Annotated in this window: 24 protein-coding genes and 1 tRNA gene; 17 read left to right on the top strand and 8 right to left on the bottom strand. The window is 41.9% G+C overall.

The genetic code is table 11. The features are described from left to right. Nucleotides 1–95: 95 nt before the first annotated feature. Nucleotides 96–1,163, bottom strand: a complete 1,068-nt coding sequence (prfA, locus tag PHE37_RS02735) for a peptide chain release factor 1 (RefSeq protein ID WP_299996964.1) — start codon at nucleotides 1,161–1,163, stop codon at nucleotides 96–98. Nucleotides 1,164–1,231: 68 nt separating this feature from the next. After that, complete coding sequence (gene rpsT / locus PHE37_RS02730; protein WP_298694080.1) at nucleotides 1,232–1,498, bottom strand: 30S ribosomal protein S20; 267 nt, start codon at nucleotides 1,496–1,498, stop codon at nucleotides 1,232–1,234. Nucleotides 1,499–1,614: 116 nt separating this feature from the next. Between rpsT and glmM the strand changes: the two genes are divergently transcribed. The 8 genes from glmM to rplT all read left to right on the top strand — a co-directional run bounded on the left by glmM (nucleotide 1,615) and on the right by rplT (nucleotide 7,724). Continuing rightward, the gene (glmM, locus tag PHE37_RS02725) at nucleotides 1,615–2,955 is read left to right on the top strand and encodes a phosphoglucosamine mutase (protein ID WP_299996962.1); all 1,341 of its coding nucleotides are present in this window, start codon (nucleotides 1,615–1,617) and stop codon (nucleotides 2,953–2,955) included. Next, nucleotides 2,948–3,391 carry a signal peptidase II gene (gene lspA, locus PHE37_RS02720; protein WP_299996959.1) on the top strand — a complete coding sequence of 148 codons (444 nt, stop codon included), beginning with the start codon at nucleotides 2,948–2,950 and terminating at the stop codon, nucleotides 3,389–3,391. The genes glmM and lspA overlap by 8 nt, the downstream gene beginning before the upstream one ends. 52 nt (nucleotides 3,392–3,443) lie before the next feature. After that, nucleotides 3,444–3,519: transfer RNA gene (locus PHE37_RS02715), tRNA-Val, on the top strand. Between the two features lie 303 nt (nucleotides 3,520–3,822). Then, entirely contained in the window at nucleotides 3,823–4,467 is a 645-nt protein-coding gene (locus PHE37_RS02710; RefSeq protein ID WP_299996957.1) for a hypothetical protein, read from the top strand. A 112-nt stretch (nucleotides 4,468–4,579) separates the two neighbouring features. Then, nucleotides 4,580–6,388, top strand: a complete 1,809-nt coding sequence (gene thrS / locus PHE37_RS02705) for a threonine--tRNA ligase (RefSeq protein WP_299996955.1) — start codon at nucleotides 4,580–4,582, stop codon at nucleotides 6,386–6,388. After that, a complete protein-coding gene (infC, locus tag PHE37_RS02700) occupies nucleotides 6,388–6,915 on the top strand; it encodes a translation initiation factor IF-3 (protein WP_299996973.1) in 528 nt (175 codons plus the stop codon). The genes thrS and infC overlap by 1 nt, the downstream gene beginning before the upstream one ends. A 162-nt stretch (nucleotides 6,916–7,077) precedes the next feature. Beyond that, the gene (rpmI, locus tag PHE37_RS02695; protein ID WP_299996953.1) at nucleotides 7,078–7,272 is read left to right on the top strand and encodes a 50S ribosomal protein L35; all 195 of its coding nucleotides are present in this window, start codon (nucleotides 7,078–7,080) and stop codon (nucleotides 7,270–7,272) included. Between the two features lie 98 nt (nucleotides 7,273–7,370). Then, nucleotides 7,371–7,724, top strand: a complete 354-nt coding sequence (rplT, locus tag PHE37_RS02690; protein WP_013458975.1) for a 50S ribosomal protein L20 — start codon at nucleotides 7,371–7,373, stop codon at nucleotides 7,722–7,724. Nucleotides 7,725–7,816: 92 nt separating this feature from the next. Here the strand turns inward: rplT and PHE37_RS02685 are convergent, their stop codons facing one another. The 4 genes from PHE37_RS02685 to rsmA form a co-directional block, all read right to left on the bottom strand. Then, complete coding sequence (locus PHE37_RS02685; RefSeq protein WP_299996950.1) at nucleotides 7,817–8,059, bottom strand: hypothetical protein; 243 nt, start codon at nucleotides 8,057–8,059, stop codon at nucleotides 7,817–7,819. Further along, entirely contained in the window at nucleotides 8,056–8,922 is an 867-nt protein-coding gene (locus tag PHE37_RS02680) for an FAD-dependent thymidylate synthase (RefSeq protein ID WP_299996947.1), read from the bottom strand. The genes PHE37_RS02685 and PHE37_RS02680 overlap by 4 nt, the downstream gene beginning before the upstream one ends. Nucleotides 8,923–9,022: 100 nt before the next feature. After that, nucleotides 9,023–11,131, bottom strand: a complete 2,109-nt coding sequence (locus PHE37_RS02675; RefSeq protein ID WP_300008170.1) for an RNase J family beta-CASP ribonuclease — start codon at nucleotides 11,129–11,131, stop codon at nucleotides 9,023–9,025. An 81-nt stretch (nucleotides 11,132–11,212) separates the two neighbouring features. Beyond that, nucleotides 11,213–11,992, bottom strand: a complete 780-nt coding sequence (gene rsmA / locus PHE37_RS02670; RefSeq protein WP_300008168.1) for a 16S rRNA (adenine(1518)-N(6)/adenine(1519)-N(6))-dimethyltransferase RsmA — start codon at nucleotides 11,990–11,992, stop codon at nucleotides 11,213–11,215. Nucleotides 11,993–12,148: 156 nt separating this feature from the next. Here rsmA and hisF point away from each other — a divergent pair, with 156 nt between their 5' ends. From hisF to rlmN, 7 genes are all read left to right on the top strand, one after another. Beyond that, complete coding sequence (gene hisF, locus PHE37_RS02665) at nucleotides 12,149–12,913, top strand: imidazole glycerol phosphate synthase subunit HisF (RefSeq protein ID WP_299997413.1); 765 nt, start codon at nucleotides 12,149–12,151, stop codon at nucleotides 12,911–12,913. Between the two features lie 55 nt (nucleotides 12,914–12,968). Then, nucleotides 12,969–13,271, top strand: coding sequence for a nucleotidyltransferase domain-containing protein (locus PHE37_RS02660; protein WP_299997415.1), 303 nt, complete (start codon nucleotides 12,969–12,971; stop codon nucleotides 13,269–13,271). Further along, the gene (locus tag PHE37_RS02655; protein ID WP_299997417.1) at nucleotides 13,261–13,653 is read left to right on the top strand and encodes a HepT-like ribonuclease domain-containing protein; all 393 of its coding nucleotides are present in this window, start codon (nucleotides 13,261–13,263) and stop codon (nucleotides 13,651–13,653) included. The genes PHE37_RS02660 and PHE37_RS02655 overlap by 11 nt, the downstream gene beginning before the upstream one ends. 133 nt (nucleotides 13,654–13,786) lie before the next feature. Next, on the top strand, nucleotides 13,787–15,310 hold the full coding sequence (locus PHE37_RS02650; protein ID WP_299997420.1) for a DUF4357 domain-containing protein: 1,524 nt from the start codon (nucleotides 13,787–13,789) through the stop codon (nucleotides 15,308–15,310). Then, complete coding sequence (locus tag PHE37_RS02645) at nucleotides 15,307–16,548, top strand: McrC family protein (RefSeq protein WP_299997423.1); 1,242 nt, start codon at nucleotides 15,307–15,309, stop codon at nucleotides 16,546–16,548. The genes PHE37_RS02650 and PHE37_RS02645 overlap by 4 nt, the downstream gene beginning before the upstream one ends. After that, nucleotides 16,529–17,065, top strand: a complete 537-nt coding sequence (locus PHE37_RS02640; RefSeq protein ID WP_299997426.1) for a purine-nucleoside phosphorylase — start codon at nucleotides 16,529–16,531, stop codon at nucleotides 17,063–17,065. The genes PHE37_RS02645 and PHE37_RS02640 overlap by 20 nt, the downstream gene beginning before the upstream one ends. Next, a complete protein-coding gene (rlmN, locus tag PHE37_RS02635; RefSeq protein ID WP_299997429.1) occupies nucleotides 17,058–18,131 on the top strand; it encodes a 23S rRNA (adenine(2503)-C(2))-methyltransferase RlmN in 1,074 nt (357 codons plus the stop codon). Before PHE37_RS02640 ends, rlmN begins: the two co-directional genes overlap by 8 nt. Nucleotides 18,132–18,224: 93 nt before the next feature. On the opposite strand, the gene PHE37_RS02630 is transcribed toward rlmN, so the two are convergent. Both PHE37_RS02630 and PHE37_RS02625 read right to left on the bottom strand, forming a co-directional pair. After that, nucleotides 18,225–18,920, bottom strand: coding sequence for an outer membrane protein OmpK (locus tag PHE37_RS02630; RefSeq protein ID WP_300008166.1), 696 nt, complete (start codon nucleotides 18,918–18,920; stop codon nucleotides 18,225–18,227). Continuing rightward, nucleotides 18,917–19,744 carry a M23 family metallopeptidase gene (locus PHE37_RS02625; RefSeq protein ID WP_299997583.1) on the bottom strand — a complete coding sequence of 276 codons (828 nt, stop codon included), beginning with the start codon at nucleotides 19,742–19,744 and terminating at the stop codon, nucleotides 18,917–18,919. Before PHE37_RS02625 ends, PHE37_RS02630 begins: the two co-directional genes overlap by 4 nt. A gap of 154 nt (nucleotides 19,745–19,898) precedes the next feature. Here PHE37_RS02625 and PHE37_RS02620 point away from each other — a divergent pair, with 154 nt between their 5' ends. Both PHE37_RS02620 and PHE37_RS02615 read left to right on the top strand, forming a co-directional pair. Continuing rightward, entirely contained in the window at nucleotides 19,899–20,798 is a 900-nt protein-coding gene (locus PHE37_RS02620) for a hypothetical protein (protein ID WP_299997579.1), read from the top strand. Beyond that, nucleotides 20,795–23,257: a GGDEF domain-containing protein gene (locus PHE37_RS02615; RefSeq protein ID WP_299997576.1), complete on the top strand. Its 2,463-nt coding sequence runs from the start codon at nucleotides 20,795–20,797 to the stop codon at nucleotides 23,255–23,257. The genes PHE37_RS02620 and PHE37_RS02615 overlap by 4 nt, the downstream gene beginning before the upstream one ends. Nucleotides 23,258–23,262: the final 5 nt, after the last annotated feature.

Below are 23,262 nucleotides of genomic sequence, written 5' to 3'. Positions count from 1 at the left end.
GAAGTGCATCTCTCTGGCAAAGCGCTCACGCGACTCTTGGCACTTCTGCCATCGCGCGTGGTTTCCAAGGAAGCCAGAGAGACGAATATTAAAAGTTATAAGCCTGCTCTTTCCATTATTTGTGCCTGAGCATCGGCGATCAACGGCTCGATAATATCATCCATCAATCCCCCCTGCATAATCTCATCGAGACGGTACAAGGTGAGATTGATACGGTGGTCCGAGATACGGTTTTGCGGATAGTTGTAGGTTCGGATACGGCCTGAACGGTCTCCGGTTCCTACTTGCTCTTTACGCTCAGACATTTCTTTTACTTTTGCCTCTTCGATCTGCATTTCATAGATACGCGCTTTGAGAATTTTCATCGCTTTATCTTTGTTTTTATGCTGGGATTTTTCATCTTGGTTGGTGACGACGATACCGGTAGGAATATGGGTAATACGAACTGCGGAATCGGTCGTATTGACACTTTGCCCACCTGATCCGGAGGAACGCATAACGTCGATTTTCAGATCATTCTCATTGATCGTGACTTCGACGTCATCGACTTCCGGCATTACGGCAACAGTGATGGCGGAAGTGTGAACACGCCCTTGAGACTCGGTTGCAGGGACACGCTGTACGCGGTGGGTTCCAGCTTCATATTTGAGACGTGAGTAAACCTGCTCTCCTTTGATGAGGGCAATGATCTCTTTGTATCCTCCGGCATCGGATGGGCTGGAACTCATTAACTCGATTTTCCACCCTTTAACATCCGCATAGCGGACATAAGCGTTAAACAAATCACCGACAAAGATAGCTGCTTCATCTCCACCTGTTCCTGCTCGTAATTCGATATAGATATTGCGTTTATCATTCGGATCGGCGGGGATGAGAAGTTTTTTGATCTCTTCTTCGAGCGGTGCAACCATCGGTTCAAGACTGCGAAGTTCCTCTTTTGCAAGCTCACCGAGTTCAGCATCGAACGCAAGAGCTTTGTTCTCTTCGATATCATCGAGAAGTTTTTTATACTCGGTTGCTTTGGTTACAATCGCTTGGATGGAAGATTGCTCTTTAGAGAGGTCGGTCATCCGTTTGATGTCATTGCCGATATCAGGAGAACTAAGCAGTTCGGTCAATTCGTTGTAACGGTTGATAAAAGGGGTGAGTTTGTCGGATAACATACGTGTGGTCCTAAAAGAGGCGTTTTGAGAAAATCTAGAAGAGAAAAGCTACCCCAGAGGGGTCAAGCTTAGGCTGCGATTGCGTTAACAGCGAGGTGAAGACGGCTTACTTTACGTGCAGCAGTCTCTTTTTTCAAGACACCTTTGCTAACATATTTGTGTAAGTTGGCGTTAGCAATGACAAGAGCAGCTTGCGCTTCTTCTTTGTTTCCTGCATCTACTGCAGTGCGAACTGCTTTAACGATGTTTTTAATACGTGTGCGATAGAATCGGTTGCGTTCAGTACGCTTTTCCGTCTGACGGATACGTTTCAATGCTGACTTATGGTTTGCCATGGCATTTATCCTTGTCGAATTTTTTTTAGGGTAGAATACTACCTTAAAGATAATTAAAATTAAGTTAAATTTTATAGAGTGTAATAGAATGACGAATATTTTAGGGAGAAAACGGAATGAAATTGTTTGGAACAGATGGCGTACGAGGGGAAGCCGGCTCATTTTTAAGTGCCGGATTGGCAATGCGTGTAGCAATGGCAGCAGGGGTTTATTTTAGAGATCATTCTGGAACAAAAAAAATTCTGGTTGGAAAAGATACGCGTAGAAGCGGCTATATGATTGAGAATGCAATTGTCAGTGGATTGACGGCAGTAGGGTATGACGTGATACAAATCGGACCGATGCCGACTCCTGCAATTGCATTTTTGACCAAAAATATGCGCTGTGATGCCGGGATTATGATATCCGCAAGCCATAACCCGTTCGAAGATAACGGAATCAAATTTTTCGATGCTAACGGTAATAAGCTTTCTGAAGATGTGGAAGCACAAATTGAGGTAATTGCTAATGATCCGGGGTTAATTCAAGATGCTCAGGTGACAGGCAAGAGTTTAGGAGCCGCAAAGCGGATTGATGATGTTATCGGTCGTTATATTGTCCATCTTAAAAATTCCTTTTCGAGTGATTTGACCCTTCATGGCTTGCGTATTGTTTTGGATACTGCTAATGGTGCAGGGTATCGTGTCGGGCCAACCGTTTTGGAAGAGTTGGGTGCTGAGGTGATTGTTCTTCATGATAAACCGAACGGATTTAACATTAACGAAGAGTGCGGTGCAATGCACACCAAAGATCTTCGAAGTGCAGTTAAGCAATACCGGGCTGATATCGGTTTGGCACTGGATGGGGATGCCGATCGCCTAATCGTAATTGATGAAAAAGGGGATGAGGTCGACGGTGATCAGATATTGGGTGCATTGAGTTTGTTTTTACAACGAAACGGAGCACTTAAGGGTGACGGTATCATTGCTACCGTAATGAGTAATCAGGCATTGGAAGATATGTTAAACGCTCATGGACTTAAACTTTACCGCTCAAGTGTCGGAGATAAATACGTTCTTGAAATGATGCGTGAGCACGGTATCAACTTCGGCGGTGAGCAAAGCGGCCACATTATTTTGCATGATTTCGCTAAAACAGGGGATGGGTTGGTGAGCGCGTTACAGGTTTTATCGTTAATGATTACCTCAGGAGAAAAAGCGAGTAAAATCTTACGGCCGTTTAAATTGTATCCTCAAAAATTGGTGAATATCAAAGTTAAAACCAAAAAACCGCTTGATCAAATCAAAGGGCTGGAGGATAAACTCGCTGAAATCGAAGCCGCACATATGCGTCACCTTATCCGTTATTCCGGTACGGAAAATAAACTTCGTGTTTTACTCGAAGGAAAAGATGCAAAAGTGATGGAAAAAGCGATGGACGAGATGGTAAGCTTTTTTGAAAAGGCATTGAATGGCTAGATCGATTGTTATTTTGTTGCTGGCGATGAGCAGTGTTTTTTTCATCGATCAAGCGATTAAATCAATTTTTCTGGGCGGATTTCGGCTCAATACCCAATGTATCGATCTTATCTTGATTTTTAACAAAGGGGTCGCTTTTTCGATGTTCGCTTTTTTAGACGAAGCGTTGAAATGGATTCAGCTTGCATTGTTGTCCGGAGTGATCGGCTATACCCTTTGGCTCAAAAAAACGTGTTATCTTGTCCCTGTAGGCATTATGGCGGGTGCGGGACTCTCTAATGTTGCGGACCGTTTTATCCATGGCGGAGTGGTCGATTACGTTTATTGGCATTGCGGATTTAATTTCGCCGTCTTTAATTTCGCGGATGTAATGATTGATATCGCCGTTATCGCCTTGATGATTTTAAACTTTCGTCCACAGATGTGTAAAAGTTAAGTGACTTTTAACTTCTGCACGGCTATAATTTCGCTCTTGCATTAATTGTGATGGTCTTATAGCTCAGTTGGTAGAGCACTACCTCGACAAGGTAGTGGTCACAGGTTCGAGTCCTGTTGGGACCACCATTAAAAAAACTTCATAAAACACCAGTTACTATATTTATGTATAGTAAGTTACTTCTTTTTTCTTAAAATTTAATAGTGTTGGCCAACGTATTTGAATCATTAACTGTTCTTTAATATGAATTTCAAAATACAAAATAATCATAATTAGTTATCTATGTTTTAGAATTATTGCAATAACATGGAACAATTATCAAAAATAATATACAAGATCAAGAGAAAGGGAATGTTAGCCTTGATCTTTAACTTCAAATGTATTTGAGATAAGATATTACTTAAAATCAATGAAAAAATAAGAGTTTTATTATGAAAAATAAAATTTTACTAACACTTGTCACAGGCACATTGATGTGTTTGACTTTATTGGCTAGTCAAGAAATTAATGATAATTCTATTCCAGCGGTTAAAAGAACAACTATTGAAGGGCAAGGACATTTAAAAGTAGAAAATGGAGATATAAAAACATGTGCAGGTGAAAAAGTATTTTTGCTTAGTAAAGATGACAGTATAACGTTGCAAGACATTAGTAAAAAAATGAAAAAAGTCCAAACAACACTGAATTGCATATCTTGGAAAAAAGATAAATTTGTGGATTACGCAGTAGATTACCAAAATTTGTTAGAAAAATATCCTGATCTAAATGTGACTCACACTGGAAGTATGACCCAATACCATAAAGCACTTCTGGCAGTTAAAGAATTGGAATCTGATCGTTTTAAAGCAATATTAGATAAAAAATTAGCAGAAACGGTATGTGAAATTAATGGAAATTTTCTTTTTAACAATATCCCGCATGGAGAATATGGGATAATTACTTGGATTAGATGGGAAGAATCTATACCTAATATAGATAAGCCAGGGGATTTTAAAGCAATGACTCTTCACGATGTACATGCAATAGTTCAAGTAAATGAATTTCTGCAAAAGGTCAATGTAACGGATATAAAATAAAAGTATATTTCCGAATTATTTTTCTCAAAGATAGCATCACTTTTATTTTTTAATCGTAAACCAATCAACAATCACGTATAATCCGCGATATTTTCTCATACGAGGCACCCCTATGGATATTATTGCGATCAAACATAACGATCAAATAATCGATTTACAAACCGCTGGGGCACTTGGAATTACGGGTGAAGAGATCGTCTACGATAATTCGCCCGAGTCTCTCGAAGTGATTCGACATTCCTGTGCTCATTTGATGGCTAAAGCGATCAAAGCACTTTACACCGATGCGAAATTTTTCGTCGGGCCTACGGTAAAAGAGGGCTTTTACTACGATTTTAAAGTCAACGAACACATTAGTGAAGAAGATCTTAAAACGATTGAGAAAAAAATGCTTGAGATTGCCAAAGGCAAAGAGAAGATTGAGCGTTATGAAATCACCAAAGAAGAAGCGCGGGCAAAATTTGCAAACGATCATCTTAAACAAGCGGTTATGGACCGCATTCCGAGCGATACGGTAACGATCTATAAGCAAGGCGCGTTTGAAGATCTCTGCCGTGGACCGCATTTGCCAAGCGTAGGATTGATTCGCCATTTTAAATTGACCAAAATCTCGGGTGCGTATCTCGGCGGTGACAGTAAAAATGAAATGCTTACCCGTATCTACGGAATCGCATTCGCCGATAAAGAGTCGCTTAAAGCCTATCTTGATCAAATGGCGGAAGCGGAAAAACGGGACCACCGTAAAATCGGTGCGGAGATGAAACTCTTTACGTTCCGTGAAGAGGTGGGTGCGGGTTTCCCGATCTGGCTTCCGGCCGGTGCACGTATGCGCTCGCGATTGGAACAGCTCCTCTTCAAAGCGCACCGCAAACGCGGATATGAGCCGGTTCGCGGTCCGGAAATGCTCCGAAGTGATTTGTGGAAAGTATCAGGCCACTATCAAAACTACGGTGAGAATATGTATTTCACCAATATCGATGAGCTGGAATTTGGGGTTAAACCGATGAACTGTGTCGGTCACATCAAGGTGTATGAACACGACTTGCATTCATACCGTGACCTTCCGCTCAAATATTTCGAGTACGGTGTTGTGCACCGTCATGAGATGACGGGAGCGCTTCATGGATTATTCCGTGTTCGTGAGTTTACCCAAGACGATGCACACATTTTCTGTACGGCGGATCAGATTGAACAGCAGATTATCGAAGTCGTCGATTTTGTTGACAAAATCATGAAAACGTTTGAGTTTAATTATAAAATGATGATTTCGACAAAACCTGAAAAAGCGGTCGGTGATGATGCGGTATGGGAAATTTCGACCAACGCTTTGAAAACGGCGATGGATAAAAATAATCTCGCGTATGAGATCGATGAGGGGGGCGGAGCGTTTTATGGCCCTAAAATCGATATCAAAATCACCGATGCTATCGGACGTGAGTGGCAATGCGGTACAATCCAGCTCGATTTCAATTTACCGGCACGTTTCGAACTCGAATACAACGGTGAAGAGAACGCTAAAATTCAGCCGGTAATGATTCACCGGGCAATTTTAGGTTCGTTTGAGCGATTTGTTGGTATATTGACGGAGCATTACGCTGGGGAATTCCCGATGTTCATCGCTCCGACGCAGGTGGCTATCGTTCCGATCGCCCCTGCACACGAAGCGTACGCACGTGAATTGGCCGATAAATTGATCGATTTGGGCGCCGATTTTGAGATTTTCGATAAAAATGAAAGTCTCAATAAACGTATCCGTACAGCGGAAAAAGGACGTGTGCCTATGATTATCGTTTTAGGCGATGAAGAGGTTACTAACAAAAGTATTGCGGTGCGTGATCGACGCAAACGTGAACAATATAATCTAAGCGAAGAGGATTTCCTCTCCTTGGTTAAACAAAAAATTAATGAGGTACATTTTTGATTAAAAAACAAGACCGAGTCCTGATGAACGAAGAGATCAGGGTCCCTGAAGTACGCTGTGTTGTAGACGGCGGTGAAGCATTAGGTATCATCTCAATCAATGAGGCGATGAACAAAGCAAACGAACTGGGACTAGATTTAGTTCTCATCTCTCCGGATGCGAAACCCCCTGTCGCAAAAATCATGGACTACGGTAAGTTTCATTACCAAGAAGAGAAAAAGAAAAAAGAAGCCCGCAAAAAGCAAACCAAAGTTGAAGTCAAAGAGATCAAACTTTCGGTTAAAATCGCGGATAACGATGTCGGCTATAAAGTAAAACATGCACGTGAATTCCTCGAAGAAGGTAAACATGTCCATTTCCGTGTATTCTTGCGCGGTCGTGAGATGGCACACCCTGAATCGGCTGTAGCGGTATTACAACGTGTTTGGCCTATGGTTGAAGATATCGGGACTATGTATAAAGCGCCAGCTATGGAAGGGCGTTATTGCAATATGATGATTCATCCGAAAAAAGACGATAAGAAGTAATTTATCTCCGTTCGCCCTGAGCTTGTCGAAGGGCAGCGCTCATGGTTCGACATACTCAGCACGAACGCCTCTCTCCTCTAATATGTCAATCAATGAATAAAAAGCTTTTTTATGGTATAATCCGCGTCTCGTTTAGAGAATTTTTGCGAAAGGATCAAGTCGATGCCAAAAATGAAATCGGTAAAAGGGGCGGTAAAACGCTTCAAAGTGAAGAAAAACGGCACAATCAAACGTGGTAGCGCATTCCGCAGCCATATTTTGACAAAACAAGATGCTGGGACTCGACGTAAGCAAAATGCACCAAAAGTGGTTGCTAACGTAGACGTTAAAGCTATCAAAAAGATGATCGTAGACTAATAATCTACTTTTTAACCCTCCAGCATAACGCTGGGCAAGTCCGCAAAGCGGCACCCCGTCATTAAAATTGAAATGAACCGGGTCAAGAAAGGAAAAAAATGCCAAGAGTAAAAACTGGTGTCGTAAGACGCAGACGTCATAAAAAAGTATTGAAACTCGCACGTGGTTTCTACAGTGCACGCCACAAACATTTCCGTAAAGCGAAAGAGCAACTCGAGCGCTCACTCGTATACGCGTTCCGTGACCGTAAACAGAAAAAACGTGAATTCCGTAAATTGTGGATTATCCGTATCAATGCGGCATGCCGCCTAAACGGAATGAGCTATTCAGTATTCATGAACGGCCTTAAACGTGCCAACATCGAACTTGATCGCAAAATCCTTGCTGACATGGCAATGAACGATGCAGCGGCATTTACTGCCCTCACCACTCAAGCTAAAGCAGCACTGTAAATTCTAAACATTTCAGGGATTTATCCCTGAAACCTTCAATCTTCTAATCAAATTCCTACTTTATTACACTTATAAACCGTTCAAAGAACGATTTACTGTTCGATTTTATACCCTTTTTTCTCTAAACACGTTTTGCATTCAACGGTTATCGGAGCTTTAGATGCTTCTCCGGCGGCTTTGAGATCATAATAACGGCACTCTTCGAAATCGGCTTTCATACGATCTTGGGTTGTCCCTGCCGGACAGATGAGTCCGTTAACGGCAATTTGTTTTTCAGCGCATCCGCTGAGTACTACGATAGCGGCAGTAATGCCGAAGAAGAGAGTTTTTTTCATAATGTGTGTTCCTGTTTAAGTGGGTTTTGGATTAATTCTTTCATTGCTTCCGCTGTTTTTCTAATTTCCCATTGCGCATGTTCATCAAGACGTAATTTGAAATAATTTGCAAGCTGGGTAGGCATAAATGCTCCCCAGATTTGTGTATAAGCGGCTTGAGGGATGATTCTTCGTGCTTCCTGAGGTTTGACCCCGGCATCAATCGCGTTCATATAGTGCTCTACGCATAGATCGATAATTTTTTGTGTGTCATAGTCGCCTGTTGTAATCGGAACCATTTTCTCACTAATGTAAAAATCAAACGGGACCCGTTTGCCGGAGACATATCTTCGTGACAGTTCTTGCCAGTTTATGCGATGACGAACCATCTGAGATCGTGTCGGCAAATCGACTTTGTATAGAAATACATGAAAGTTTTTGCGGATAATTTCTGCATCGTCCAAAGTATTGTAAATTTGTCGTATATCAAAGCTATACCCGTCTTTATCATTTTCAAAATCATAAACAATGGCACGATAGTTTGTCAGTAAATACTTGCCGTCTTCAACAAGTTCTCCAAATTTTTTTACATTGCTATACTCTTTTTGGAGCAATTCTGAATGCATCGGATTTTTAAAATTAAGTAAAACAGGTACAAACTCGAATGAGCTTGAAGGGAGTCCCATGGACTCTGCCATCAGCCGATTATACAGGGTTTCACTGCCTAACGCTTTTGGAGATTGATAACAAATCGATGCTACCTGTGTGATTGCTAAAATACGATTCTCTTCCGAAGTGTTAGCGTGTGAAAAATCCCATTCTTCTACAAAGGCGATATTGTCACCGAAGATATTTTCTTTACTATTGATTTTTGTAATTGACATTTATTATTCCTAATTAATAGGGTTACATTCATTTAGCATTTATGAAAGTAATTGTGAGAGAGTATAACTAAGTAAGGTGTAAAAGACGCTAAAGCGTCAATTACATTATAAATACGTGAGGAACGATAAGAGGATATTTTTTCATTTTGCGATAGATATGTTTACGTACTACTTGACGTAGATCATTTTCCAAGGCTTTAGGGTTCTCGATGAGCCCCGGTTTGAGGTTGATCAAGAAGTGCTCTAATACATCTTCCATCTCTTGGGCAAACGCCTTGTCATGACGGTCAGCGACGATACCGAAGCTGGTAACAAGAGGTTTAGAGAGGAGTCGTGATTCAGAGGCGCTGACTTGTGCAACCAGCATAACCATCCCCTCAGATGCCATTTTTTGACGATCGATAACGATATCATCTTCGATCTGGTGGTTGTTTTGGTTGTCGATGTATGTTTTACCCGTTTTAACCGTTTTGGTTTTACGCATCATTTTTGTGTTGACTTCGATACAGTCACCATCACTCATTAGGAGAATATTACGCTCTGGTACTCCACAAGCTATAGCCGTTTCACGGTGTCTCATAATATGGTTATATTCACCATGGATCGGGAGAAAGAATTTCGGGTTAGTAAGGCGAAGCATCAATTTCTGCTCTTCAAGGCTTGCATGCCCCGATACGTGAATATCTCGGTCGTTAGCAACACGTGCGCCGGCACGTTGCAGGTAGTTGAGCATTCCTGAAATCGATCCTTCATTCCCCGGAATCGCACGCGCGGAGAGGACGATCATATCGGTCGGTTTGATCTTGATGTGACGGTGTTCTCCGATTGCCATACGGAAAAGGGCTGAGCTTGGTTCACCTTGGCTTCCGGTGGTGACGATCAAGACATCTTTATCGTTCATTCGATTGGCCTCTTCGGCATCGATGAAGATGTTTTTAGGAAGTTTGATGTAATCGTATTGCATACATACTTCAAGGTTACGTTCCATTGAACGGCCGATTACACATACTTTACGGTTATACTTGAGCCCGTATTGGATTGCTTGGTATACACGGTGAATATTCGAGCTGAAGGTTGACATGATGATACGACCTTCTGCTTTCGAGAAGATACGGTCAAATCCGGGAGCAACGGTAAGTTCACTTGGTGTCCACTCTTTATTGTACGAGTTGGTTGAGTCGCTTAATAGACACAAAACCCCTTTTTCCCCATAGTGCGCAAGGCGGTGAATATCGGCTGTGTACCCATCGATAGGAGTAAAGTCGATTTTGAAGTCACCCGTATGGATAATGGTTCCCGCTTTGGTTGTGATTGCCAATGATGATGAGTCGATAATCGAGTGGGTCATATGCATCCATTCGATATCAAAATCATTTCCGATGCGATAGACTTGGCGTTTAACGATCGGGTTGAAATAACGACGGAAATCACGCATGTGGTGCTCGTCGAATTTGTTGCCGATCATGGCAAGAGGCAAAGGTGTTCCGTAAATCGGGAATTGCATCTCTTTGAATAGATAAGGGACCCCACCGATGTGGTCTTCGTGGGCGTGAGTAATGATAACGGCTACGATTTTTTTACGAATTTCTCTCAAATAGCTGAAATCCGGAACGAGGATATCGACACCGTGCATCTCTTCATCCGGGAAACTCATCCCGATATCGATAACAATGGCTTCATTTTCGGTTTCGATAACCGTGATATTTCCACCGATTTCTCCAAGACCGCCCAATGGGGTGATACGGACTTTATCGTTGTTCTCAAGATTGAGTTTAAAATGGGGATTTAGACGATTTTTGTGCGCATCCTGATTTTTAACGACGAAATCGCGCAAATTGCTGTCAATCGGTGCACTTGGGGCTCCGCGACGGCCGCCTCGGCCTCGGTCACGTCCGCCGCGATTTGGTTCAGCATCGGCTGCATTGCCTTCAACTCCCTCAGTGCGCGGAGGGCGGTTGTCTTGACGCGGAGGACGGTTATCGGTACGTGGTGGTCGATTGTCGGTACGTGGAGGACGGTTATCTTGACGCGGAGGTCTGTTGTCGGTACGCGGAGGGCGATTGTCTTGGCGTGGCTCGGTACTTACGTTACCTTCAGTACCCTCCGGGCGGTTGTTATTTCGGCTTCGAAACGGTCTTCGGTTGTTTCGGCGTTGACCGGTTTCTCCCTGAGGTTGTGCTTGGGGTTCGGTTGTTTGTTCATCGGACATAAATTTTCCTTCTGGACGCTTTGTTAAAAAGCGCAATATATTTTAGTATGTTATAGATGCTCTAAAATGCCCTGAGAAAGGTTATTTTATAAGGGCGTAGAGCCGGTGAAAGTCAGAGGTGTCAAGCTGATGAGGTCGGATGGAACGTTCTAGCTCAAGCTCTTGAAAGGCTCGAACGAGAAGATCGCCATCATAGCGTGCGGTTAGATTTTTGTGGAGGGTTTTACGTGGCTGTGTAAAGGCCGTTCGTAAAAATTCTTCAAACCCTTCATCATTACGATTCGTACGTTTAGAAATGAGCAGTACGCACGAATCGACTTTGGGAGCAGGATCGAATGCGGTGGGAGGAACGTGTAAAACGATCTCCGCCTCTCCGACACTCTGCGTAATTACGCTGAGCGCTCCAAAAGCTCTCTCTCCGGGTGCGGCAGAGAATTTCTCCGCCACTTCACGCTGTATCATGACAAGCAAGTTTCGGCACGCCGGATCGGCGAGGGCTTTGAGGATGATATTTGTCGCGATATAGTAAGGCAAATTGGCCACTAAATCGTACGGTTCATCCAAAAGCTCACTCTTCCAATGCTCTAACACATCTCCGCAACGGAGGGTAAGGGCGTTGGTAGCGATAGCATCGGCAAATTGGTGCGTCAAATGCTTGCACAAGTCGGTATCGACCTCAAAAGCGGTAACACTTTTGACATCAACTAAATACTTAGTTAAATCACCTAATCCAGGCCCGATTTCTGCGATACGATGAGGCGTATCGGGCATCGATTGGATGATTTGTGCTAAAACAGCTTCATCTTTTAAAAAGTTCTGTCCAAATTTCTTTTTGGCAATTGCGGCACGGTCTTTTTGCATTGGCCTGATTGTACCTGATAAAGTGTTAATCCCCAATTAAACCACAAAACAAAACGTTTATAAGCTTTTTGAATGAAGTTAGACAACTTATTTCCTTTATCGTTACTTTTGGTAATGGGGGATATACTTTCACAATGATTACATGCAAGGTTTTAAATGGACAATAACTATTTTGCAAAACGGATAATCCCCTGTTTGGATGTAAAAGACGGACGAGTCGTAAAGGGTGTTAATTTCGTTGGACTTAAAGATGCGGGAGACCCTGTTGAAGTGGCAAAACGCTACAATGAAGAGGGTGCAGATGAGATTACTTTTTTGGATATAACCGCATCCCATGAAGAGCGGGATACGATCGTTCATATCGTCGAGCAGGTAGCGAAAGAGGTCTTTATCCCCCTCACTGTCGGCGGCGGGATCCGTGTGCTCGATGATATTTATAAACTCCTTGCCGTGGGCTGCGATAAAGTGAGCGTCAATTCTGCAGCGATCAAACGTCCTGAATTTATCAACGAAGGGGCCAAACGGTTCGGTTCCCAGTGCATCGTTGTCGCGATCGATGTTAAAAAGACGGGCGACCAATACAACGTCTATCTCAACGGCGGACGTGTCGATACGGGGATCAATGCGCTCGAATGGGCCAAAGAGGTAGTCGACCGCGGAGCAGGTGAAATTCTGCTTACCTCGATGGACGCCGACGGTACGAAAGCCGGATTTGATCTCTCTATCACCGAACAAATCAGCCGCACCGTCAATGTACCGGTCATAGCCAGCGGAGGAGCCGGGACGATGGAACACATCAAAGAGGCGTTCGAGCACGGTGCCGATGCGGCCCTGGCGGCGAGTATCTTCCACTACAAAGAGATCGATATTATGGATCTGAAACGTTATCTATCGGCTAACGGGATTCCGGTACGGCTCTAAGTTTTCAATGTGTTATAATTGAGCTAATAAAAGTTATGGGAAAAAGGAGGATATTATGACGACAAACATTAAAAAGTCAGATATTTTAGACTACCTTTTACAACATTTTCAAGAGTTCAAAACCAAATATAATGTCGAACAAATCGGACTGTTTGGAAGTTACGCACGTGACGAAGCCAAAGAGAACAGTGACATCGATATTTTTGTCAAAATGAAGCCCTCATTGTTCGATATGGTCGCGATCAAAGAGCAGATTGAAAATGATCTGCACAAAAAAGTGGACATTGTCCGTGAACACAAACACATGAAACCTCTCTTTTTAGAGATGATCAAGCGAGATGTGATTTATGCACAATGATCGACTTTTGATCCTCCGTTCTACCCTCGAAGATATTATCACCTCGTTAAAACTCATCCAACAACGATTTAAAAGCATCCAAACGGCGGATGATTTTCTAAAAGATGAACATGGACTTGAAAAACTCGACAGCATCTCGATGCGTCTCATTGCTATCGGGGAGGGTTTTAAAAACGTCGATAAGCTCACCGATTACCAGCTTTTGGAAAAATACCCAGAAATTCCGTGGAAACAGGTCAAAGGGATACGAGATATTTTGTCCCATCACTATTTTGACCTCGATGCTGAAACGATTTTCGAGATTTGTGCGAATGAGATTGATGGATTGTTAAGTGTGACGATGACGATATTGGATGAAACATATCAACAATCAGAATCTTAATATTTAGTATTATGACTTGACAAAATGGTGGTGAATAGTGACTAATCAGGAAGAATTACAAAAAAAATTTAGAGAATGGGCCGCTACTACAGTCAAAAATAAATCTTCTATAGATGACTATATTAGATCATCAATGAATAATTTATTACCTAATAAATTAAGAGAGTTAGGTGAGAAAGGTGATTCATTTGTATCAATTTTTCAGACTACAGATATTGATTGGTTGAGTACTCTATATCATCGACTTCTTCGTAATGGTGATCTTTTTGAATTTAATGAACAGACTTATAACAGACAACCAAGTGCTGCAATCAAGAAATATATTGAATTTTTACAACAAAAAAATCAACAGAAAACTGTTTTTTCTCTAAATCAAATTCTCTATGGTCCTCCCGGCACAGGAAAAACCTATAACACAATTAACAAAGCGTTAGCAATTATCGATGGAAATGTTCCAAGTGAGCGAAAAGAGGCAAAAGCCAAATTTGAGGAGTACCGCAAATCGGGACAAATAGAGTTTGTCACATTTCATCAAAGCTACGGGTATGAAGAGTTTGTCGAAGGAATCAGAGCTATACCCGTCGGAGAAGAGGGAAATGAAGACGGCGAAGAGATGATTTACGCTGTTAAAGATGGAATTTTTAAAAGAATGTCTAAAACATCATTGGAAAATTACACCAAAAGCAGTAATCCCATTTCAAGTAAAAGAAAATTTTTCCTTCATGCTAAAACATTGAATATCCAAGCTGAAATGATCGAAGAAGATGCTAACACCTACAGAGTATTAAAAGGCTCAAAAATCCGTAAAGGTCAAGCCGCATCATTTGAAAATTACAACTATGTTGCACTGAAAAACAAACTTTTAGAACATGCCAAACTAAAAGAAGAAGCAGAGTTTTATATTATGGAAGAGGATTATATTTTCCAAAGTATGAGTGCAGCATCTTCGGTGATTCTCGGAAGACAATCAAACGGTTATACCGATTGGAAAGAGATTTCTGTAGAAAATAATTTGTTCAATCTTGATCAAGAAAAACGAAACTACATTCTTATTATCGACGAAATTAATCGCGGTAATATTTCTAAAATCTTCGGAGAACTTATTACTTTGATTGAACCGAGTAAGCGTATCGGTGCAGATGAAGCGATCAAGCTCCAACTCCCTTATAGTAATGAAGAGTTTGGTGTTCCTCAAAACCTCTATATCATGGGAACTATGAACACGGCAGATCGTAGTATTGCGCTCATGGATACGGCGTTACGCCGACGGTTTCATTTTGAAGAGATGATGCCCGATTTGGAAACGCTAAATGACAAAATGATTGAGGGGATTGATCTCAAAAAAATTCTCTCAACAATTAATCAGCGTGTCGAATATCTCTATGATCGGGATCACACGATTGGGCATGCCTATTTTATCGACGTTAAAAGCAAAGCAGATTTAGACGATGTGATGCGTAACAAAATTTTCCCTCTTTTGCAGGAATATTTTTACGACGATTGGGAAAAGATTTTAATGGTATTGGGTGATGGCTTTATCGAAAAAAGAGAAGTAAAATCGGATATTTTTGATTATAAACCCGATGACTATCTCGAAGATGAAAAATTCATCTATTCGATCAAAGAGAGTTTTGATTACACAAAACTGCAATCATGATTATCAAAGAGTACGAATTTTTACAGTGTAAAGATGAGCAAAGACCTCATTTTATCACACGTCAAAATTTTGAAGCGATTGAAAAATTCGTGCTCGAAAACGAACCGACCGTTGAATATTTCAAACTTACTACCAAAAAAGGTTTTGGCAAAGTATTGCAAGCACAAAATTTTGTGGGAGTGATCCAAACCAAAGACGGCACGACCATCGAAATTCTCCCTAAAATCGCTCAAAACGACGATCCGAAACAAGCAAAAGAGATTTTGTTTAAAATGCTTCGGACGGTCCGAAACTCCCCTTTTAAAAGTTTTAATTCGGCACATTTGCAGAGTGCTAAAATGCCTTTGTTTGAGATATTTATTACGATGTTTTTGGATGAGCTTGCCAAAATCGTTCAGCGTGGAATCAAAAGCGATTACATTGCCCGCGAAGAGAATCTCTCTTTTCTCAAAGGGAAGCTCAAAATGGGAGAGCATATCAAATATAACTTTATTCATAAAGAGCGTTTTTTTGTCGAGTATGCAGAGTTTAGCAGTGATCGTATTGAAAATAGGCTGATCAAAACCTCGTTGCAATATCTTTATAAACGCTCTTCCTCTAACCGTAATCAGCAACGAATTCGAGAATTTTTGTTTGTATTCGATTCGATTTCACCGTCGGTGGATTTTGAAATAGATTTCTCTAAAGTAAAACTCAATCGACAGATGAGAGATTATGAGCAAGTCTTGATTTGGTGCAAAACATTTTTGGAGAATAACAGCTTTAGCCCTTACAAAGGAGATGATCTTTCGTTCGCACTTTTGTTTGATATGAATTTACTATTTGAAAGCTATGTAGCGGCATATTTGCGCCGACAGTATGAGCATATCACTACTCAGGATAAAACACACCATTTGGCGTATGAAAACGGTTCGGGGAAATTTAGACTCAAACCCGATATCGTTATTCATCACAATGGGCAGATGATCATTGCCGATACCAAATGGAAAATTTTAGACGAAGAGAAAACAAACAATGGTGTCACGCAAAGTGATATGTATCAGCTTTACGCATACGGCACAAAATACGAGGAATGCAAAGATATGTATTTGATTTATCCAAAAAGTAAAGAAGTGCAAGGAACCCATTTTCACTATTTCAAAGAATCAACTTGTAAATCAAATCAAGGTCTAAATCTAAAAGTAGTATTCTTCGATTTAATTAACAATAAGGTGTGTGATGATTCTCTGTGCCGGTAATAACGAGACGTTTGATTTTGCTATCCCTATCGGTGTAGGTTTGATTGACAGTGCGATCAATTTGACTCGTCACTGTTTGGTTCATAAACCCGAATTTATCCTTTTTGTTGGAAGTGCCGGAAGTTATGGCGAACACAAAATCCATGAGATTATCGAGTCTAAAACAGCGGCTAACATCGAGTTAGGGTTTTTAGATAAAAGTGCCTATACTCCGATCGACAATGTCGTATCGGCACAAACGGAGCAGATCAAGGATGTTATCGTCAACTCCTCGAATTACATTACTACCAGCGAAAATGCTATGGTAAAAATGAGAGCACTTGGTATGGGACTCGAAAACATGGAGTTTTTTAGTGTTATGCGTGTAGCACAAGTCTTTGGTATTCCGGCGGGAGGCGTTTTTTGTGTTACGAATTATTGTGACGCGAATGCCCATCGTGACTTTATCGCTAACCATGGGTTTGCAAAAGTATTGCTTCGTGAACATCTGGTAAACAAAGGGATGATTCGTGCCTAAATTATGTATTTTGGATTACACCAAAGCTGAACTCGCTAGCGTGGTGAAACCTTCCTTTCGTGCCAAACAGATTTGGGGCTGGATCTATCATCAGTATGCGACGAGTTTTGAGTCGATGGCGAATCTCCCCAAAGCGATGCGCGAAGAGCTGGCAAACCAATATGAAATTATGCCCCTCAAAATTGCTCGTAAAGAGTGTTCCACCGATGGGACGATCAAATATCTTTTCGAACTGAGTGACGGTAAGACCGTCGAGACGGTATGGCTCAAGATGAAGGACGAGAGCATCGACGAAGAAGGAAATATCGAACACGAAGCACGATATACCGTCTGTGTTTCGACGCAGGTCGGGTGTAAAGTGGGGTGTTCATTCTGTTTGACGGCAAAAGGGGGATTTACCCGTGATCTGAGTGCGGGGGAAATCGTAGCGCAGGTGCTGGCAGTCAAAATGGACAACAACCTCGCCGCACACCGCCGTCTCAACATCGTCTATATGGGGATGGGGGAACCGCTCGATAATCTCGAGAATCTGGCCAAAGCCATTACTATTCTCAAAGACGAAGAGGGATTATCGATTTCGGGGAAACGGCAAACGGTTTCCACAAGCGGGTTGAGTACGAAAATCGATAAGCTCGGTGCGATGGATTTGGGCGTTCACATCGCTATTTCGCTTCATGCGGTTGATGATGAGCTGCGCAGTGAATTGATACCGATGAATAAAGCGTATAATATCGCCTCCATCATTGATGCGGTAAAACGGTTTCCGATCGATACCCGTAAACGGGTAATGTTTGAATATTTGGTTATCAAAAATAAAAATGACGATCTTGGATCGGCAAAAAAACTGGTCAAACTGTTACACGGCATCAAAGCCAAAGTGAATCTGATCTATTTTAACCCGTATGAGGGGTCTGATTATCAGCGTCCGACCCGTGCCGATATGGTGGCGTTTCAAGAGTATCTGATCAAACACGGGGTACTTTGTACCATTCGCGATTCCAAAGGTCTGGATATCAGTGCGGCATGCGGACAGCTCAAAGAAAAAGAATTGAAGGAAGTGATATGACCGGAATGGACTGGATTCAAATCGTGTTTTTAGTGCTCGTTGTCGGTGTCGGTTTAGGCGGTTTTGTATGGGCCGCAATGAAAAAAGACTAATTTACCACACATATTTAATCATTGCCTGAAAGACATCGTTATCGCTATGATAACTGTTTTCATGGTAGTAATGCCACTCCGTTCCGATTTCTAATTTCCCTTTTGATATTCCAATGTTCGGCGCAAGATCAAACAACAGCTGGTTTTGGCTTAAAAAATCTCGTGTCGTCCAGTCGGAAAATCCTTCAAAATGCCAACGTTCACCCAAAGGAACATAGTAGTTTGCCGAGAGCTGATAGGTATCGATTCCCACATCTTGGATCTTTCGGTAGAGATTGAGTCCAAATACGCTGAACCCCGGAATGTTTAAGTCGCTCCCGATTCCGTAAAGCCATGCATGATAGGTACTGGAACCGTTGTACTGAAATGCGGTATACCACTCTTTTACAAGCCCCTCGGAAGGTGCAATATCCGCAATTTTATTGAGGCTTAAGCGGGGGGAAAATTCACCGTAGAGATCATTCTTTTTATCGGTAAAACGGAGCCCTTTCGGGGCGTGTACGTAATCGGCGAAAGTAAACAAATCCCCATACTCAAATGTCCGATAATGCTCTATGGTTACTGTCTGCTTGTTTCCGCTTTGGGTATCGAGGAAGGTAGGACCTTCAAAATTTCCGTAGAGATATTGGATGTTAGTGGTCGAAAAGGCACTTAATTGGGCTGTAAGGAGCGCACTGATGATGAACGCCCGTTTCATTGAGATATCTTAGCCGTTTGAAATAATTGATCGATTTGTGCGAGTAAATCCAAAGGATCGGCTTGGATCCCGTGTACCATAATCCCAAAATGAAGATGAGGCCCTGTAATACGGCCGGAAGCACCGCTCAGTGCAATAGGCTGTCCTTGTTTGACGTAATCACCCACGTTGACATCAAATCGGCTGAGATGGAAGTAGCAGGTGTACAGCCCTTCCCCGTGATCGATGATAATCGTCCCTCCGGAGTAATAGCGTTCCTCTGTAAGGACAACGATACCATCGTTTGAGGCCAGAATAGGTGTAGGGGTTTTGGCTCTAAAATCGACTCCGCCGTGATAGCTTTTGAGGCTTCCGTTATAAGTGCGAGCAGAACCGTACTCACTGGTAATGATCGACTCGATCGGTTTGATAAAAGGTTTGTTCCAATACCGTATCGGGGTAAAGTGCCCGTAAATCGCCATCGCTTCCGCACGTTCACGGGCAATTCTCTCCAACGCCTCCGGAGGAGGAGATACGAGCGCAGGATCAACGCTAAGTGTTTCAATAGGATATGGGGCACTTTGGACGTTTAACGTTAGAGGAGTGATTTTTCCCGGGGAAATCCAGGTAAGATTGATGTCACCGCTAGGCGTATAATAATCAATCGGAAGAAAGACGATCCCTTTGGTCGGATCGAGTGGATGGGATAAAACGCTGACGTTCAGTTCATTCATGGAAACGACTCCCGCAGGCGAAGGGAGGGTAATAATAATACTTTTACCGTTGTACCCGTCTATCCCCCACAAAGATATAAATCCGAGAAATAAACTGATCAAAAGACGCATGAGACTCCAAAAATACTAGATAAATGCAATTGTAGCATTAAGGGAATGAAACGTAATTTTTTCTTTCTCATGCAAGATGAAAAAATGCTTTAGAACATTTATAAAGAAATAGTGTATTATTATTTACTTATGTTGATATTGAAAAGAGATAGGAGTGAAAAAAGTGCGCGTATTGGGTTTTGTCTTGGTTCTTTTGATGAGTGCCGCAGCCATCATATATTTTTACGTGAACCGTTCGACTGAATCTTCGAAAATTCAAATATCAACCAATCCGTGGGTTGGATTTACCCCGTTTATATACGCTCAGGAAAAAGGGTGGTTGGAGAATACCCCGTTTCGTTTCATTTGGCTGGTTGATTTGAGTGATAATGCCCGTCTGTATGAACGGGGATTTACACAAGGTTTTACCGCAACCCAATATGAATTACTGCATTTCAAACATGCCAATACTATCAAACCGGTTTTTTTGATCGATCGCTCTTTCGGCGCGGATGCAATCGTCTCAAACCACTCGATAGAAGAAATCCGTTTTTCTAAAGAGAGTGTCGATGTATATATAGAACAAGGATCGTTGCAAGATGATTTTTTTGAAGCATTCATTTCTGAGTACGGGTTGGATAGCAGTAAGTTCCGCAAAATGGATGCCTCCCAGAAAAGTATTACTACGACAGAATTTGGCAAAAAACCTATCATAATCATCTCATATGAGCCGTATCTTTCAGAGTTAATCAAAAAAGGCTTTAAGCCTATCGCATCGACTCGAAGTATGGAAAATTTCTTCGTTGTTGATGCTCTTTTTGTAAATGAACAGGTAGTCCTGGGACGAGCAAAAGAGTTTGCCCATTTACGAGAGCTATTTGCCTTGTCGGTGGAGCATTTCAATAGCAATCCGAGAGAATATTATGAGACGATCAAAGGATATTTGGAGGGGCAGAGTTACGAAGAGTTTATGTCCAGTACGAAGCAGATAAAGTGGATGTATGCAAAAGTGCCTAAAGAAATCATTACCCATCTGAATACGCAGCATGTCAAAACCGATAGGTTGTTACCATGAAAATACAACGGTTTGCTTTTTTAAGCCTAATCGGTTTTTTTCTGATTATCGGGACTTTATCGGGCAGTTTTTATTATGTTGAACGGATTGGAACGCTGAACTATATTTCTGAAAATATAAATCAAAATATTTTTCGTCTGGAAGAAGATATCCAAAAATCGCTCCAGCAAAATCGTTTGGAAACTATCCAAACTCTATTGGATCAAGCATGTGCAATCGACGGCGCATTTGGGGTACTTTCCTTGTCAATGGACGGTAACAGTATTGCTGTCTCTTCTTCACGTTCGTTAACCGGAAAATTGATCGATGAGGGGTATGTTCCGTTATCAACTATTTCAAAAGAGTTGGTAGAGGATGAGCAGCTCCATTATTCAAGCGAACTGAACTATTACTCAGGGGCAGAAAAAAAGACAGCCGTATTACTGATCGATTTAGACAGAGGATTTATTTTTGAACGGCTCAATCATATGGCAATGTTATACGGAACAATCCTCTTTCTCATTTTGGGAGTAGTTGCTTTAAGTGTGTTAAGCGGTGTTCGTTGGCTCGTAATTGGACCGCTTGAGCGGATAACACGGCGTGCACAAAATCAAGACGGAGCACAGGAAAAATATTTGATCGAAGAACTCTCCATCCTTGATCAGACATTGTTTGATACTTTTCATTCAATGCAAACCCAGCAAAACCATCTTCAAGATGCTCTGAACGAATCACGCTATCTGGATGGAATACTTCGTACGGTTGCCGATATTAATCAACTATTGATTACCGCTAAAAATATTGATGAGTTGTTAGAAGACTCGTGTCAGCGTTTGGCCGAACATCCGGGATATGAGTTATGTCACATTGCACTGAAAGAGAAAGATGCACTGATACTTAAAGCGTATTCGAACGATTCTACGGGATATTTGTATCCAAAAATGACAACCACGTTTGAAGGGATGAAAATTGATGAAGGGGATCCGAGTATTCGGGCGATCAGAGAGAACAAAACGGTCGTTATCGAGCATTTGGAGCATGAAAGTTCATGGGGAGCATGGCGTTTTATTGCAGAAAAAGGGCGATACGGATCGGTCATTTCACTTCCGCTGGTCAGCGCTATGGATTCTTCACCGTTAGGCGTGATGACTCTATATGCGAAACGTTCAGAGGGATTTGAGCCCAAAGAGATAAGTATGCTTGAGGAATTAGCAGGAGATATCGGGTTTGCAATGCATTCGTTTGGTCAGCGCGAACAGCTCAGATACCATCTAACAACTGATCAAATTACCGATTTGCCTAATCGATTTACTTTGGTTGAAGCGTTACGTGGAGAGGATGTCTGTGCCCTTGCCATTATCAATATTGACCGATTCGGTGATATTAACGAAGTATACGGGGTTGCAATCGGAGATGCTATTTTAGGCGGATACGGGCACTGGCTTCGCCTAAAGATAGCTTCACAGAAAAATATTGCTCTTTATAAAATGGGAAGTGACGAGTATGCATTGGTTGCTTCCCACTGCAGTGAGCTTAACTTGTTTATAACTTTTTTAGAAGAGTTGATTGTTGCGACGCAAAAAGAATCGTTCGTGATTGAGGGAATTGAGATAGTCCTTACGATTACCGTCGGAGTTGCTAGGTTGAGCGACAGAGTTTTGGAACATGCGACTGCGGCACTGAAACTGGCAAAACGGCAGCGGCACAGTCTGGAAATCTTTTCGTCCGAATCCAAGCATGAGCAAGAGAACAACATTGCTTGGTATAAGCGGATTAAAGAGGCCATTGAAGAAGCGCGCATAGTTCCCTATTTTCAACCGATTGTCGATAATCACAGCGGTGCGATTATCAAATACGAAGCCCTGATGCGTCTGATTGAGGCAGATGGAAGTGTAAGCTCTCCTTATCTCTTTTTAGACATTGCAAAAAAAACGAAGCTCTATCCCGAATTGACAAAAATTATGATTGAACAAGTTGTGGAAGTTTTTAAAACGTCTAAACTGCCTGTGAGTCTGAACCTTTCGACCCAAGACCTTGTAAACCCTGAATTAGCCGATTACCTGGAACAAGTCATTAGCGATAACGGAGTAGGGCAATTGATGATTTTTGAAATATTGGAAAGCGAAGGGATTGAAAACTATGCTTCCGTGAGTGCGTTTGTGGATCGTTTTAAAGCGATCGGATGTCATTTTGCTATCGATGATTTCGGTTCGGGATATTCGAATTTTGATCATTTGCTCAAACTGAACATTGACACGCTTAAAATTGACGCTTCCTTGATCAAAAATCTGCCGCATGATCGAAATGCGCAGATTTTCGTTAAGCATATTTGTGATTTTGCGCATGAAATGGGGATTGACGTGGTTGCTGAGTTTGTTGCCAATGAAGAGATATTTAAACGAGTCAAAGAGATTGGTATCGATGCCTCACAAGGGTACTATTTTTACGAACCGTCCGCTGTATTAGTCGAAGGGAATTAAGGGTT

It is taken from the genome of Sulfuricurvum sp. (genome assembly GCF_028681615.1).
In the GTDB taxonomy this organism is placed as follows: Bacteria; Campylobacterota; Campylobacteria; order Campylobacterales; family Sulfurimonadaceae; genus Sulfuricurvum.
Note: the sequence above shows the minus strand (reverse complement) of the source record. Positions and strands in the feature narration are given on the sequence as shown.